The sequence below is a fragment of the Novosphingobium kalidii genome (genome assembly GCF_040534015.1).
GTDB lineage: Bacteria > Pseudomonadota > Alphaproteobacteria > Sphingomonadales > Sphingomonadaceae > Novosphingobium > Novosphingobium kalidii.
The window spans coordinates 84,530-99,781 of the sequence record NZ_JBEWLY010000019.1 but is presented as its reverse complement, the minus strand read 5'-3'; the positions used below and the strand labels follow the sequence as shown (position 1 = coordinate 99,781).

General features: G+C 63.4%; 15 protein-coding genes. 9 read left to right on the top strand and 6 right to left on the bottom strand.

What is annotated here, in order from left to right:
• Positions 1-66 precede the first annotated feature (66 nt).
• The 4 genes from ABVV53_RS12170 (at position 67) to ABVV53_RS12155 (ending at position 4,015) form a co-directional block, all read left to right on the top strand.
• Positions 67-369 (top strand): Hpt domain-containing protein, encoded by a 303-nt coding sequence (locus ABVV53_RS12170; RefSeq protein WP_353984695.1) that lies wholly within the window; start codon positions 67-69, stop codon positions 367-369.
• Between the two features lie 87 nt (positions 370-456).
• Positions 457-1,647, top strand: coding sequence for a hypothetical protein (locus tag ABVV53_RS12165; protein ID WP_353984694.1), 1,191 nt, complete (start codon positions 457-459; stop codon positions 1,645-1,647).
• 36 nt (positions 1,648-1,683) lie between these two features.
• The gene (locus ABVV53_RS12160) at positions 1,684-2,637 is read left to right on the top strand and encodes a hypothetical protein (protein ID WP_353984693.1); all 954 of its coding nucleotides are present in this window, start codon (positions 1,684-1,686) and stop codon (positions 2,635-2,637) included.
• Position 2,638: 1 nt separating this feature from the next.
• Complete coding sequence (locus tag ABVV53_RS12155; protein ID WP_353984692.1) at positions 2,639-4,015, top strand: sensor histidine kinase; 1,377 nt, start codon at positions 2,639-2,641, stop codon at positions 4,013-4,015.
• A gap of 8 nt (positions 4,016-4,023) precedes the next feature.
• Here the strand turns inward: ABVV53_RS12155 and ABVV53_RS12150 are convergent, their stop codons facing one another.
• Positions 4,024-4,224: a hypothetical protein gene (locus ABVV53_RS12150; RefSeq protein WP_353984691.1), complete on the bottom strand. Its 201-nt coding sequence runs from the start codon at positions 4,222-4,224 to the stop codon at positions 4,024-4,026.
• A 159-nt stretch (positions 4,225-4,383) separates the two neighbouring features.
• On the opposite strand from ABVV53_RS12150, the gene ABVV53_RS12145 reads away from it, so the two are divergent.
• On the top strand, positions 4,384-5,904 hold the full coding sequence (locus ABVV53_RS12145; protein ID WP_353984690.1) for a hypothetical protein: 1,521 nt from the start codon (positions 4,384-4,386) through the stop codon (positions 5,902-5,904).
• A gap of 12 nt (positions 5,905-5,916) precedes the next feature.
• On the opposite strand, the gene hemA is transcribed toward ABVV53_RS12145, so the two are convergent.
• A complete protein-coding gene (gene hemA / locus ABVV53_RS12140) occupies positions 5,917-7,131 on the bottom strand; it encodes a 5-aminolevulinate synthase (RefSeq protein ID WP_353984689.1) in 1,215 nt (404 codons plus the stop codon).
• 135 nt (positions 7,132-7,266) lie between these two features.
• Entirely contained in the window at positions 7,267-8,073 is an 807-nt protein-coding gene (gene murI, locus ABVV53_RS12135) for a glutamate racemase (RefSeq protein ID WP_353984688.1), read from the bottom strand.
• A gap of 120 nt (positions 8,074-8,193) precedes the next feature.
• Between murI and plsY the strand changes: the two genes are divergently transcribed.
• From plsY to ABVV53_RS12115, 4 genes are all read left to right on the top strand, one after another.
• Positions 8,194-8,778: a glycerol-3-phosphate 1-O-acyltransferase PlsY gene (plsY, locus tag ABVV53_RS12130; RefSeq protein ID WP_353984687.1), complete on the top strand. Its 585-nt coding sequence runs from the start codon at positions 8,194-8,196 to the stop codon at positions 8,776-8,778.
• Positions 8,775-9,887 (top strand): DNA-processing protein DprA, encoded by a 1,113-nt coding sequence (gene dprA / locus ABVV53_RS12125; RefSeq protein ID WP_353984686.1) that lies wholly within the window; start codon positions 8,775-8,777, stop codon positions 9,885-9,887. The genes plsY and dprA overlap by 4 nt, the downstream gene beginning before the upstream one ends.
• Positions 9,888-9,962: 75 nt before the next feature.
• Entirely contained in the window at positions 9,963-12,560 is a 2,598-nt protein-coding gene (topA, locus tag ABVV53_RS12120) for a type I DNA topoisomerase (protein WP_353984685.1), read from the top strand.
• Positions 12,557-12,736 (top strand): hypothetical protein, encoded by a 180-nt coding sequence (locus ABVV53_RS12115; RefSeq protein ID WP_353984684.1) that lies wholly within the window; start codon positions 12,557-12,559, stop codon positions 12,734-12,736. Before topA ends, ABVV53_RS12115 begins: the two co-directional genes overlap by 4 nt.
• Before the next feature lie 43 nt (positions 12,737-12,779).
• On the opposite strand, the gene era is transcribed toward ABVV53_RS12115, so the two are convergent.
• Genes era through lepB form a run of 3 tightly spaced genes read right to left on the bottom strand, consistent with a single transcriptional unit; the run spans position 12,780 to position 15,186 of the window.
• A complete protein-coding gene (gene era, locus ABVV53_RS12110; protein WP_353984683.1) occupies positions 12,780-13,673 on the bottom strand; it encodes a GTPase Era in 894 nt (297 codons plus the stop codon).
• Positions 13,670-14,338: a ribonuclease III gene (gene rnc / locus ABVV53_RS12105; RefSeq protein ID WP_353984682.1), complete on the bottom strand. Its 669-nt coding sequence runs from the start codon at positions 14,336-14,338 to the stop codon at positions 13,670-13,672. The genes era and rnc overlap by 4 nt, the downstream gene beginning before the upstream one ends.
• Complete coding sequence (lepB, locus tag ABVV53_RS12100) at positions 14,338-15,186, bottom strand: signal peptidase I (RefSeq protein ID WP_353984681.1); 849 nt, start codon at positions 15,184-15,186, stop codon at positions 14,338-14,340. Before lepB ends, rnc begins: the two co-directional genes overlap by 1 nt.
• Positions 15,187-15,252 lie beyond the last annotated feature (66 nt).

Genomic DNA, 15,252 nt, shown 5'->3' with positions numbered 1-15,252 from the left:
TGAAATCTACCACGAGCGGCCCGGCAATAAACCCTCGTTTAACTCTCCATCCACTACTGTGCTGAAATGGCCTATGAAGCAGGTGCCCTAGAAGCCACACTCCATGCTGCCGCTGGCGGCGATGCTGTGCTTTTTGCCGAGTTGCGAGCGACTTACGCGGAGAGCATCGCCCGGCAGGTCGATCTACTGGAACGCTCTCGTTGTGATGGAAATTGGATGGTCGCTGCAATGCGTCTGAGAGGACTGGCCGCGAGTTTCCATTCGGAGTCTCTTCTCCTCCTTGCGGAAGAAGCACTCGAATCTGCACCTGGAGAACCGACGGTGGTTCGCAGGCTCAAGTCTCACGTCGCGGATTTATCCATCGACTGATACGCCAGTGCGGCTTGGCACCTGCGCGACCAACGCCTAGACAAGCGCCTTGCCACGGAGGGACACCTGCGAATTGCCTTGCTAGCTATGTTGGAGCCAGCGGGAACGGGCCAGCCGTTTCCTCGCGCGTTCCTGCGCATCGGCGGCGCAAGCCTTGCGCAACATCAGCTTGGGCTCGTTCTTGGCCTTGAGTGCCAGAGGTTGATTTGCCTGGCGCGCGGGCCATCCCCGGAGCTCATCGCTCTGCAACATGCGGCCGAAGGCGCGGGGCTGCGCTTCCACATCGTCCCCGGCCCGCAACAGCTCTCCGCCCTGGTGACCGCGACTGATGAGCTTATCGTCGTAACCGAAGGCCTGTTTGCAGATTGGTCCAGAGCGGCGACGCTCTTGAATAGCGGCGGCCCCTCGGTCGTTGCTCTACCGGACGACGGGGCAGTCGCAGAGGGCTTCGAAAGGCTCGACATCAACCATGCGGCAGCGGGGGTCATGAAGATCTCGGGCGCGCTTGTCGACCGGCTGCACGATTTGCCCTCCGATTGCGACGTCGTCTCCGCTTTGACCCGCATAGCCCTTCAGTCCGGTACGCCGATGCGGCAGGTGCCGCCGGACACCCGGAGGGGCGTGAACTGGCGGATGGTGCGCAGCGAAGGCGAGGCGCTCGCGATAGAGGTCGAGTGGCTGCGAGCGCGCCTCGTCATCGGCAGTTCTGCAGCGCCCTCTGACAGACTTGCCCGCGCGGGCGTGCTGTCCTTCGGTTCGTCCCTGCTTCATGCCGGCAATGCCAGCGGAGCTGTGGGAGCGGGCGCGTTGCTTGTGCTGGCTTTGGCATTCGGCACCGCTTGGCTGGGCTCGCCTGTTCTGGCCTTTGTCTTCATCGCACTTGCTTGGGTGCTAGCGCGCGCGACTGAGTTGTTGCGCAGCGCGGAGCGGGAAGCCCACAACGTCTCAACCCCTGCGATCCCGCGTGCCCACGCGCTGGGTTGGCTTGTGGATATAAGCATCGTCGCCGTGTGTGCTCTCGGGCTGGCAGCGCCGCCCGGATGGCCTGCCGTGGACATCGAATACCGGATATTCGCGCCGCTCATGCTGGTGTTAATGTTGCACCTTGCACCTCGCCTTCTGGCGGACGGTTTCGCGGCATGGACCGGCGACCGAGCCCTGCTGGGGCTACTGCTGGCAGTTGCCGCTGCACTGGATCATCTGGGCATTGCGGTCCGCTTACTTGCGGTCGTACTAGCGGTCGCTGCCATTGTCCTGCCACCACGGCGGCTCAACTAACGCGGCCTTAATCATGGCCGTCGTATGCAGGAAGGCATGATCGAAGCACCTGTGCGTACCACTAGCCCGGCATCCGTCGAGGAGACCCTGCGCGCAGAAATCGCGCGGGGCGACGCCGTGGCCAACGCAGTGCAGCCGATCCTCCCATTTTTGCTCGCTCAGCCGGACAACTCGATGGTGGGGGATGATATCCTCGCCAGAGTCCGGGGTATGATGTCGCACCTGGCCGACCAGTTGCTCGATGTGCTGGCAGGCGGATCACCTGCGGCGGGTGGGCAGATTCGCCACCACGCTCAAATTGAGACGGTTACACAAGCCTTGCGGCAAGCGCCTGAACTGCTGGGGCACCTCCATGCGCTCGCGCTTGAGTGGCAGTTGACGGAGCGGCTACAACGAGGTCTCGCTGTTGATCCCGTCGTGCCGCCGCTGATGCAGAGCGCGCTAGCCTCGCCTGAGAGAGCGATGCGGGAGCTGGCGATGGAACTGGTGAATGCGCAGACGCGCTGGCACCAGTCGCAGCGGCGGATGCAGCTTTCCCTCTTGGAACTGCCACCTGAGCAGCTCGACGCGGCTTGGGGGGCGCTCCGCTCGTCCGTGACGGGGGAGGGGCGCTTTGCTGCGGCGGAAGCGAAGATCCATAGTTGCTACGATGAAGAGGCAGGCCGTCTCGCTTTGGCAAAGCGCTTGCTGGCCAGCATGGGGCGTTCCGTTGGCGTCGCGCTGGATGTCATCCAGGCGGGCGCCTCGCTGTTCGTTACCGCCCTTGCGCTCGGGTCTGGACAGACGCGCGATGCCGTTTGCCTCTCCACGCATCGGACCCAGCTAACGCGGCTGGCGCTCACGTTACGTGCAACGGGGCTTGGTGTGGACGTGATTGAGCGTCAGGTCCTCATGCTTCACCCCGAAGCCATGCTGCCACGAGGCTTGGATCGCTTGAGTCCTGACCGAGCCACCGCAATCCTCACCAATACGCGCGTGGAGGCTCTCTGAGGTGGACGGGCCCGAGACCATCCTTGCTCGCGCGGTGAGCGATCCCGATGATCGCCTCGTCACTGCGGATGAGCTGCTGACGGGTTTACAGCGACGCTGCGGGGGAGAGCTGCCAGGCACTATAGCCGTGCCCGAGTTGCTGGAGCTGGTGAGCAAGGCAAGGCGCTATCGGAACCGCCTGGCGCGGACGATCTGCGCGCACGACGGAGCGGACGTGATCAACGCCTGGGTCGAAGTGACGCCGAAAAACGATGGGAGCGGTTGTGAGATCGTGTTGCGCAGTTGGCGTGCCACACCGCTTCCGCCGGAGGATAATGACGGCAGTATCGAGCGCCGGGCTGTGGTCGATCGGCAAGTCGCCGAACTCGTCGCATGGCTGGATGCGGAGCAGCGCATCCTCGCAGTTGCAAGCGACAGCGCCGAGCTGCGCGATCTTGCGACGGCGATGCAGGAAGGAATTGGAAGGCCCTTTACCGACGTTGTCAACTTTGAGAGCGGCGCCGCGCACCCGCTGCATTGGCGACTTCTGGACGGTGCGCCGATACGCATCCCCGGCTCGTCGCGCGAGTGGCGCATCGTGCTTCTGCCGCAGGCGCAGCCCGGAGCGGAGCCGGCCGGATTCGAGCTGCTGCTTGTATCGGATGAGCCGTACTCCGAGCCGGAGGCTCCTGCTCTGGCCGGGATGGGGCTCGGACGCGGTCTGGTAGGACAGGATCTCGCGCCTGTGCTGCGTCAGCCGATCTCGCGTATCATCGCCAATGCCGAGACCATCCGCACTCGTCTCGCCGGGCCGCTGCCGGACGCTTATGCCGACTATGCGGGTGAGATTGCCAATGCAGGGCGACTATTGCTGGGCCTTCTTGAGGATCTAAGCGATTTGGAGATCGTCGAGTCTAGCACATTCGTGGCTGCCCCGGACCACATCGATCTGGCGGAGGTCGCCCGCCAGGCAGCGGGCATTCTAGGCGTCCGCGCACGCGAGAAGTGCATTGTCATCGAGGGGCTTAGCCCTGCCGAAAGCCTGCCGGCGGTGGCCGAATTCCGGCGGGTGCTGCAAATTTTCATCAACCTCATCGGCAACGCGATTCGCTACTCGCCCGAAGGCTCTCACGTTTCCATTCGCCTGGAGCATCGCGACGAGCGGGCGCGGGTGATCGTCGCGGATGAGGGGCCGGGGCTTTCGGAAGAGGAACAGGCTATCGTTTTCGAGAAGTTCGAGCGGTTGGGCCGCAGCGGTGATGGCGGGTCCGGACTGGGGCTCTACATCTCGCGCCGGCTGGCACGCGCCATGAACGGCGAACTCTCTGTCGAAAGTCAAAAAGGGCAGGGCGCCCGCTTCATCCTGGACATGCCTGTCGATCCAGAAGCTGTGGGATGAGACAACACTCAGCGAAGCCGCGATCCGAGCCAGCACACGATCGCGCCGACAGCGGCTAGCAGCAAGCCATTGCGAGCCCAAGTGCGGTCGGTGAGCATGAAGCTGTTTTCCGGCCAAAGGATGAGCCCAGTGCCCTGCCCGAGCCATAGGAGCCCGACTATGATGGCGAGGGCGCCAAGGATGAGAGTACCTATCCGAACGAACTTCATGAACAGTCCTCTAGCTAGCGCAGCCCGCTTTCCCGCGAGTGGCGAGTGGATGAGGCTCTGTAACTGCCATGCGCAAAGCTTCATGGGAAGCGCGGTTCCTGGACCGGTCGAAATGGTCGCCCAGCTCAGACGGCGACTGAGCGTGAGGGGAGCAAGCTGATGGCGTCGCGCGTGCTTGCGTCTCGAACGCGCGGTCAGCAGCGCATGTGGATGCTGAGTGGCATCGCCGCGCTACTGTCGCTGATCCCGGTCCTGTTCGTACCCATTTCCGGTTTCGTCGACGCGCCAGCACATATGGCACGTCACCACATCATGGCCATGGCGGCCAGCGGTGGGCCGCTGTCGCGCTATTTCGAGGTGCAATGGCACTGGATAGGCAATCTCGGGGAAGATATCCCGGCGGCCCTGATCGGGCGCTGGCTGGGTGGCGAGATGGCCACTCGGCTGATAACCGCCGTGATAGCGCCGCTGACGATCGCAGGAATAATAGCGGTGAGTCGCGCCGCCCATGGCCGAGTGGCAGCCAGTGCCATGCTTGCGCTTCCCTTCGCTTTCCACCAAGCGTGGATGTACGGCTTCCTGAACTACTGCTTCGGCACTGCCCTCGCTTTTCTGGTCGGCGCCTGGATCCTTGCTCGCAAGAACGAGACCTTGGCGGGACAGCTTGGGCTAGCTGCTGCCGGGATCGTCGTCTGGACAGCGCACCTGGCGAGTTGGGGAATCCTCGTCCTGCTTGCTGCTGCCAATGAGCTTGGCGCCCTTCGCAAGCCGCATGACCTGATGGGGGCTGCTTGGCGGAACGCTCCGCTGCTACTGCCCTTGCTGCCGCTCGTGTTCTGGCGATTGCAAGCCGCCGGCTCCGACTTCTCAATTGTTTATGATGCCTTCGTGCTCACAAAATTTACCGCCTTCGCTGGCGCGCTCCGCGGGACGTGGGCTGAGGTCGACCTGCCGCTCCTGGCGGTGATTGCTGTATCGGCACTGACGGCGCTGCTCTGGGCTAGGCCGCGTATTGTGGAGCCGCGGCTGTTTTTGGCCGGTCTGCTGCTGTCGGCTGCTGCGTTGGCGGCGCCCGTCTACTTGCTGAACTCGTGGGGCACGGACCTTCGCACGGCGCCCGTAGCCCTCATCATTCTCATCCTGTCCATCAAACCGGCTGCAGACCCCAGGCGCGAGGAGCTCATTTGCCTGCTGGGAGTCACTTTCTTCGCGGTTCGACTGACCAGTGTCACCTGGAGTTGGCTTGAGCGCAGCCCCGAACTGGAGCGTCGGTTGGAAATGTTGGAGGCAGTGCCTCACGGCGGGCGGCTGGGTTACCTCTATGTGCCGCCGTCATGTGACAGGTGGAAGCTACTGCCGGACGAGAAGCTGGGGAGCTATGCCGTCACCCGGCGCGAAGCTTTCGTGAACACGCTCTTCATGGTCGACAATGCTCGGTTGGTGACGATTCGCGACCCGCGCTTTCAGGCGCGCTGGACCAGCGACTCGCAGACCATTGCGCGCGAGTGTCCGGAGAATAAGCCAGACTTGTTGGCGCTACGCCAATCCCTAGGGGAAATGCGCCGCGACGGCTTTGATGCAATCTGGATATCGGGCGTTGCCCAACAGGACTTGCCAACTGTGCCGGGCTACGCCATCGCCAGGCGCCGTCCGCACGAAGCGATGCTCGTGCGGCGGTGACGCCCGATACTGTCAGGCGGCGATACGCATCTCTAGGCGATCCCAGATTTCAACCAAGGCGTCGGTAAGGTCACGCATCATTGCCTCGGTGTGAGCCGGGCCGGGCGTGAAGCGAAGGCGCTCTGTGCCCCGGGGTACAGTCGGGAAGTTGATTGGCTGCACATAGGCGCCGTACTCGGCCAGCAGAATGTCACTGATCTTCTTGGCCTTGACCGGATCGCCCACCATGAGCGGTACGATGTGCGTGACCGAATCCATCACCGGCAGCCCGGCGTCGCGGAACATCGCCTTAAGCTCCGCTGCGGCGCGCTGCTGGCCGTCGCGCTCCTCCGAAGACGCCTTGAGGTGCCGGACCGAAGCGAGCACGCCCGCGACCAGCACTGGCGAAAGGCTCGTGGTAAAGATGAAGCCCGGCGCGTACGAGCGAATGCAGTCGATGATGCGCGTGTCGGTTGCGATGTACCCGCCCATCACGCCGAACGCCTTGCCCAGCGTGCCTTCGATGATGGTGATGCGATCCGCGGCCTCATCCCGCTCCGAGATGCCGCCGCCGCGCTTGCCGTACATGCCCACCGCATGCACCTCGTCCAGGTAGGTTATCGCGTTGTACTTGTCCGCCAGAGCACAAATCGCATGGATCGGGGCAACGTCGCCGTCCATCGAGTAAACGCTTTCGAAGGCGATCAGCTTGGGCACGTTTGGGTCCGTTGCCGCAAGCAGCTCTTCAAGGTGCTCGACGTCATTGTGACGCCACACCTTCTTCTCACAACCGGAATTGCGGATGCCGGCAATCATGCTCGCATGGTTGAGCGCGTCCGAAAAGACGACGCAGCCCGGCAGCAGTTTGGCCAACGTGGACAAGGTCGCATCGTTCGAGACGTAGCCGCTGGTGAACAGCAGCGCGCCTTCCTTGCCGTGAAGGTCCGCCAGCTCTCGCTCAAGCTCGATGTGGTAGTGTGTGTTGCCACCGATGTTGCGCGTGCCGCCTGAGCCGGCGCCCACGTCATGCAGCGCCTCTTCCATGGCCGACACCACTTTCGGGTGCTGCCCCATGGTGAGATAATCGTTCGAGCACCACACGGTGATCGGCTTCGGCCCGTTGTGCCCCGCAAAACAACGCGCGTTCGGGAAGGCACCCTTGTTGCGCAGGATATCGATGAAGACGCGATAGCGGCCTTCAGAGTGCAGGCGATCGATGGCCTGATCGAAAATTTGGTCGTAGTTCACGAAATCGGTCCGCTCCGCGGCTGCCGGAATGCCGGCACATTCGAGGGGCGGCTTACGTCATTCGTCCCTGCAATGCCAGCCACTTATCCCTGTTAGAAAAAGCGACCGAGGCGATGGTGAGTCGCCGATGGCTCATTAGACGAGTCGAATATCCTCGAGATGGTAGCGCCGCATGGCGGCTGCATACCCTTGGGAGAAGGGTTCAGGCCCGGTGGTCAGCGCATAGTCAGGAGCCTCGCGGCGGAACTCCTGCCCTTGAAGCAGTCGCGCAACTTGCCGGGCGATACCGCTGGCGCCATCCACGAAAGCAACGCTGCTGCCGAAGGCTGCCGCGAGCTCTTCCTTAAGCAGAGGAAAATGAGTGCAGGCGAGCACGACCGTGTCGATCTCGTCGCCGCCCGGCATGGCGCGCAGCCCCTGGACGGCTGCAGCTATGGCGGCTGGCTGCGTCTGGCTGCCACGAAGCTTGGCTTCGGCGGCTTCCACCAGCCCTGGCGCAGCGTGGCGTAGCAGGCGCTTGCCGCTCGCAAACTCGGCTTCGAGTCGGTCTACGTAGGCTTGGCGGATCGTTGCTTCGGTACCGAGCAGGCCGATCACGCCGCTGCGTGTCATCGCGGCCGCCGGCTTGATCGCCGGCACCGTGCCGACGATCGGTACCTCCAGCACTTCGCGTACCATGCCCAGAGCGATCGTCGAGGCGGTGTTGCAGGCGATGCAGACAAGGCGCGGGTTCAACCGTTCGGTCAGCCGCCCGAGCAGGCCCGCTACCCGCGCTGCGATCTGGGCCTCGGTCTTGGTGCCGTAGGGGAGGCCAGCAGTGTCCGCTGCATAGACCACAGGCGCCTGGGGCAGCACGGCGCGCAGTTCGTGAAGCACCGTGAGCCCGCCCACGCCCGAGTCGAACAGCAAGATCGGGTCTGTAGCGGCGAGGGGGCGGTGCAAGTCTAAAGGTCCTTTCGGGCGCAAGTCGCATCCGTCTGTTAGCGAGTGGGCAGGGCGCAGGGCAACATGCGTTCGCGCTACTGCTCGACGAGTCCCCAGGAGTGGTTCTAAGAACGGGCTATGACGTGGATTCTTGCTCTCGCGCTCGGCTATCTCCTCGGCTCGCTGCCGTTCGGCCTGCTACTGACCAGGCTGACAGGCGCCGGAGATTTGCGCGCAATCGGTTCGGGTAACATCGGAGCCACCAACGTCCTTCGGACCGGGCGCAAGGGGCTCGCCGCCGCCACCTTGTTTTTGGATCTGGCGAAAGGACTTGTTGCGGTGCTGCTCGCCCGAGCTTTGTGGCCCGGCAGTGAAGTAATCGCGGCGGCTGGGGCGGTGGTAGGCCATTGCTTTCCGGTATGGCTGGGGTTTCGCGGCGGCAAGGGCGTGGCGACGTTTGCGGGCGTATGCTTCGGCCTCGCACTGCCGGTCGGCCTCGTCTATGCAGCGGTCTGGCTTGCGGTGCTGGCACTCGCGCGCGTCTCGTCGCTTGGCGGCATGAGTGCTGCCGTCGCTGCGCCGATCGCCGCGCTCGTAATCGGGTACTCCGACTTTGTGCCTGTTCTGGTGGTGCTCGCCGCTTTGGTGCTCTGGATGCACCGCGCCAATATCGCGCGCTTGCGTGACGGGACGGAGCCTCGGATCGGCGGTTCCAAGGCGTGAGCACGCGCGCCGCGCTTTCGCAGGACGAAGCTTTCGCTCGCATACGCTTGTTGCGCTCGCCCAACGTCGGTCCGGTCAGCTTCGCGCAGCTCATGGCGCGGTTCGGCACGGCCCGGGCTGCAATAGAAGTTTTACCTGAACTGGCGGGGAAGGGCCGCCGGACCTACCGCGTTGCTGCCGAGGAGCGGGTGACAAGCGAGATCGCCGCGGTCCGTAAAGCAGGCGCTCGCTACCTCTTCCTGGACTCCCCCGATTATCCCGCCCTGCTTGCTGCCAGCGAAGGCGCCCCGCCGATACTGACGGTGCGAGGCGACGTCTCCCGTGCACACGCGCCTTGCATCGCCGTAGTTGGTGCACGCAATGCTTCTGTGGCTGCGCTGAAGTTGGCCCGGGATTTTTCGCTCGCTCTGGCCGAGGCCGGCTGCACTGTGGTCTCGGGGCTCGCGCGCGGGATCGACGGTTCAGCGCACGTTGGCGCGCTGTCGGCAGGCGGCGGGGCGACGGTAGGCGTCATCGCCAGCGGCATCGATATCGCCTATCCGCCGGAACACGCCGATCTGCAGGAGCGGATCGCGCAGGAGGCGCTGCTGATTGCCGAGCAACCGCCTGGTACCGAACCGCTGGCGCGGCATTTCCCTTCACGCAACCGCATCATCGCGGGCTTGGCTGCGGCAACTCTGGTCGTCGAGGCAGCGCCGCGATCGGGCTCGCTGATCACAGCGCGACTGGCCGGAGAGTTCGGCCGTGAAGTCATGGCTATTCCCGGCTCGCCGCTCGATGCCCGCTCGCACGGCTGTAATCAGCTCATCCGCGACGGTGCGGTGCTGGTGCAGTCGCCTGAGGATGTGATGGAACTGATCTCCGGTTTCGACGGCAAGCCGCGTGCGGTCTTACAGGAGGCGGTAACGGTTGGCGAGTGGCCCGAACACCCAGACGTTGGGAACTCACCCGACCTTGCAGGTATGCTGACGCTCGCGCCTGTCGGAGTGGACGAGTTGGTTCGGCAATCCGGGGAAAGCCCGTCAGCGGTTCAGCTCGCGCTGCTCGAGCTGGAGTTGATGGGCCGTTTGATCCGCCATGCGGGAGCGCGGGTTTCGCTCGCTCCTTGACAGGCCTCTTCGGACGTTACCAACTCGTAGGTGTAGGCGTGCGCGCACGCGTAGGGGCTCTTTTTCGGAACCACAATGCAACTTGTTATCGTAGAATCGCCGGCAAAGGCGAAGACCATCGAGAAGTACCTCGGCAAGGACTACCGTGTCCTCGCCTCCTATGGCCACGTCCGCGACTTGCCGCCGAAGGACGGTTCAGTTCGGCCGGACGAGGATTTCGCCATGGATTGGGAGCTATACGGCGACAAGCAGAAGCAGGTGAAGGCGATCACCGATCTTGCGAAGCAAGCTGACCGCCTGATCCTTGCCACTGACCCTGATCGCGAAGGCGAGGCGATCTCGTGGCACGTCCGCGAGTTGCTGGCCAAGCGCAAGGCGCTTCCCAAAGACGTGCAGCGCGTCACCTTCAACGCCATCACCAAGGATACGGTGACGAAGGCGATGGAGGCCCCACGTGAGCTCGATCAGGATCTGATCGACGCGTATCTAGCCCGGCGAGCGCTGGATTATCTGTTCGGCTTCACGCTGTCGCCAGTTCTCTGGCGCAAGCTTCCCGGCGCGAAGTCGGCTGGCCGTGTGCAGTCCGTGGCATTGCGCCTGATCGTCGATCGCGAGCGCGAGATCGAGCTGTTCAAGCCGCAGGAATACTGGTCGGTCGTGGCGCAGATGGCGCACGATGGCGCTGACTTCACTGCCAGGCTGGTGACCTTCGAGGGCCAGAAGCTCGACCGCCTGAGCCTTGGCGACGAAGGCATCGCGATGCGCGCGAAAGCTGCGGTCGAATCCGGCGCCTTCAAGGTGGAGCACGTTGAGACCCGTCCACATCGCCGCAATCCGCAGCCGCCGTTCACCACCTCTACCCTGCAGCAGGAGGCGGCGCGCAAGCTCGGTTTCTCCGCCAGCCACACCATGCGCGTGGCGCAGACACTCTACGAAGCCGGTGCCATCACGTACATGCGAACCGACGGCGTGCAGATGGACCCTTCGGCGATTGCCGAAGCGCGCGCCGCGATCTCCGACAAGTTTTCCGGTCACTATCTTCCCGAGAAGCCCCGGCACTACGAGACGAAAGCGAAGAACGCCCAGGAAGCGCACGAGGCGATCCGGCCGACCGAGTTTACCCGCGATCATTTCGGTTCCGGGGACGAAGCCAGGCTCTATGATCTCGTCTACAAGCGCGCGATGGCCAGCCAGATGGCATCGGCTGCGCTGGAGCGCACGACCGTCACTTTGCGCGACGGAACCGGGCGCAATGAACTGCGCGCCACTGGACAGGTCGTGAAGTTCCCCGGCTTCCTCGCCGTCTACGAGGAAGGTCGTGACCAGAAGGGCGACGAGGACGAGGAAAGCGGTCTGCTCCCCGCGATGAAGTCTGGCGACATGCCCGCCAAGAAAGACGTTTCGGCCGAGCAGCACTTCACCCAGCCTCCTCCGCGCTACTCAGAGGCAAGCCTCGTCAAGCGCCTGGAGGAGCTCGGTATCGGTCGACCCTCGACCTATGCCGCGACGCTTCAGGTCCTGAAGGATCGTAACTACGTCCGCACTGAAAAGAATCGTTTCTTTGCAGAGGAATCCGGGCGCCTCCTCACCTCATTCCTCGAGCGCTTTTTTGACCGCTACGTCGCTTACGAGTTCACAGCGGGCATGGAAGAGGAGCTCGATGACGTCTCGGGCGGTCGGGCCGAATGGAAGGACGTGCTTGCCGAGTTTTGGCGCGACTTCAAGCCGAAGTCCGACGAAGTCATGGGGCGCAAACCCTCCGAAGTGACCGAGGCGCTGGACGAGTTTCTTTCTGACTACCTGTTTCCCCCCCAGGACGATGGATCGGACCCCCGGCTTTGCCCTAAGTGCGAGCAAGGGCGCCTGTCACTGCGTGGCGGCCGCTACGGTGCTTTCGTGGCCTGCTCGAACTATCCGGAATGCAAGTTCACCCGCAAGTTCGCGCAGCCCGGCGGCAGCGCGGATCAGGCGGACGACGAGGTGCTCGGCAAGGATCCCGAGACCGGGCTGGATATCACTCGCAGGTCGGGGCGCTTCGGACCTTACATCCAGCTCGGTGAGGGCAAGGAGGCCAAGCGCGGCTCGGTCCCCAAGGACATCGACGAGCTCACGCTGGAATGGGCGCTCAAGCTGCTGAGCCTCCCGCGTACGGTCGGCAATCACCCCGAAACAGGACAAGAAATCGCTGCGAACATCGGTCGTTATGGGCCGTACCTCGTTCACGAAGGCAAGTACGCGCGCTTGCGCTCCACAGTCGACGTGTTCGAGACCGGCATGAATGCAGCCGTCTCGTTGCTTGCAGAGGCGGCGGCGAACCGAGGCGGGCGGGGTAGCCGCACGCCTGCGGAGCCGATCAAGGTCCTGGGTCCTCATCCCACCTCGGGCGGCGAGATGAAGGTGCTGGCGGGCCGCTATGGCCCCTACGTGACGGACGGCACGACCAACGCAACTCTGCCGCGCGATGCCAAGCCCGAAGAGCTTACCCCGGAAGCAGCGATCGTGCTGATCGACGAGAAGGCTGCAAAGGGCCCGTCGACCAAGGGCCGCAAGAAAGCTGCGCCCAAGAAAGCTGCGGCGAAAAAGGCGCCTTCCAAGAAAGCGCCTGCCAAGAAGGCGGCAGCTGCAAAGGCCAAGAGGCCGAAGCCGAAGAAGGCTGAGGAAGCTGCGGAATGAGCGACAAGACTGCAAAGCACAAGCAGCCTTGGAAGCCTGAGGAGTTGCAGCGCCTGCGCTCCCTCGCCGGCAAGGGGAAAGGCCTGAAAGAGATCGCCAAGGCGCTTAACCGCACCGAGGAGTCCACCAAGGAAGCGGCAAAGCAGCACGGCATGGAGATCAAGAAGCTACGCTGAAACTCCGGCGATCCGCTTGGCGGCGGATCGCCTCACGGGTGTTCTATTTCACCCAGTCGAGCCCGAGTTCCTCGTAGAGGTCGCGCGCCTCTGCCCAGTTCTCCTCCACCTTCACGTGGAGGAACAGGTGGACCTTCTGCCCCAGGATGTCCGCGAGTTCCTTTCGCGCTGCCTCGCCGATGGCGCGGATCATGGTGCCACGCTTTCCGAGCACGATGGCCTTCTGGCTATCGCGCGCCACCACGATCTGCTGTCGGATCTCGACGGAGCCATCCTTGCGATGCGTGTAGGCTTCCGGCCGCACTGCGCTGTCGTAAGGGAGTTCCTCGTGGAGCAGCCTGTAGATCTGCTCGCGAGTGACTTCGCACGCGAGCAGGCGCTCACTGGCGTCGGAAACCTGGTCTTCGGGGTAGTGCCAGGGCTCCTCGGGCATGAGAGTTGCCAGCCGGTCCTTCAACTCGGGCACGCCATCGCCGGTCAGCGCGGAGATGAAGAACACTTCCTCGAACTCGACTTTTCCGGTGAGTTCCTGCGCCAGCGCCAACAGCGGCTCCTTGGCGCTGGCATCGACTTTGTTGAGCACCAGAATCTTGCGCTCAGGGCGGTCCTTCAGCGCTTCCAGCAGCGGTTCCAGCTCGTGCCGGCGCTGCTTGCTGGGATCGACCATCAACAGGATCGCGTCAGCCTCCTGAGCACCTTCCCAGGCCGCAGCCACCATCGCGCGATCGAGGCGGCGGCGAGGCTCGAAGATGCCGGGCGTGTCCGCCAGGATAATCTGCACCTCATCCTGCAGGGCAATGCCGAGCAGCCGCGCGCGCGTGGTCTGGGCTTTTGCCGAGGTGATCGCCACCTTCTGACCAACCAGCGCATTCACGAGCGTGGACTTGCCCGCATTCGGTGCGCCTATCACGGCCACCAGACCGCACTTCTGAGTCATCCGTACTTCCTCATGAATTCTTCTGCCGCGAGCGTTTCGGCGTCTTGCTTGCTGTTGGCGACGGCTTGTGCCTCACCCACTCCGTGGATCGAGACCGATACGGTAAAGCGCGCGGCATGATCCGGCCCCGAGCGGTCGATCAGCTTGTACTCCGGTACACGCTTGCGGTTCCCTGCCGCCCATTCCTGGAGTGCCGACTTTGGGTGCTTGCGGTTGCCGGTCTTGCCCATGACGGGCTCCTCCCACAACCGGCGCACCATATCTCGCGCCGCTTCAAAGCCGCCTTCGCGAAAACAGGCGCCGATCAGGGCTTCCATGACGTCTCCCAGGATATTGTCGCTGTCTTGGCCGCCGTCATCCCGCGCCTGCTTGCCCATGTGAATATGTGGGGCAAGGCCGATGCTGCGGGCGACCTGCGCGCAAGTCGCACGGCTGACCAGTGCGTTGAGGCGCTGCGAGAGACGGCCTTCCGGTTCATCCCCCCGCTCGAACAGCCACTCGGCGATGGAAAGCCCCAGCACGCGATCACCCAGGAACTCGAGTCGCTCGTAGTTCCGCTGTGCCGCCGTGCTGGCGTGAGTCAGCGCTTCCAGCCAGAGCGCTTGATCCTGCAGCTCTCGCCCTGTGATCTCGCCAAGGAACCGCAGGGTGGCATCATTCAGCACTAGAACAATCCGCCGATCCGGTTCCAGCGTGCAGCGGTGAACCACGTCCAGGGCTTGAGCCACTCCGCGCCGCCATCGGTAGAGAACATCATGACGGCCGCTTTGCCGACGAGGTTCTCCTGCGGGACGATCCCGATGCCTTGGCCCTCGATCGGCGGGAAACGGCTGTCGAGCGAGTTGTCGCGATTGTCGCCCATCAGGAAGAGGTGCCCTGCCGGAACGGTGTAGACCGGGGTGTTATCCTGAACTTGCTCAGTGAGATCGAGCACGTTGTAGCTCTTGCCGTTGGGTAGCGTCTCGCGGAACTGCGGATAGGAGCAGGCGAGCTCACCGCCCGGCAATTCCGTTGTGAACTCAAGTGCATAGCAACGCGTGTTGGGCGTGAGTGGCAGAACGAAGTTTTCAACCCTTTGCTTGGGAACAGGCTCGCCGTTCAGAAACACCTGACCATCGCGCATCTGTACGGTGTCACCGGGCAAGCCGATTACGCGCTTGATGTAGTCGACGTCGTTGCCGGGCGGGGCCTTGAAGATCACCACATCGCCGCGCTCGGGCTGGCTGGCAAAAATTCGGCCGGGGATCAGCGGCAGGCTGAACGGCAGCGAATACTTCGAGTACCCATAGGACCATTTGGAGGCGAGCAGATAGTCGCCGTTGAGCAGGCGCGGCAGCATCGATTCGCTGGGAATGTTGAACGGTGAGAAGATGAAGCTGCGGAACACTACCACCAGAACCACCAGCTTTAGCAGGAAAACCAGGAAGTTCTCCTGCTTGTCCTCTTCGCGGGGCGCAGGCTTGGGAGTGGCGGCCGAGTGGGTATCCGGAGCGGCCTTATCGGTTTCGGTCATCGTGGAGTCCATGTTGCTCCCCATAGCGTCCGTCAAGGCTATGCACACGGCGATTCGGCTGCGGAT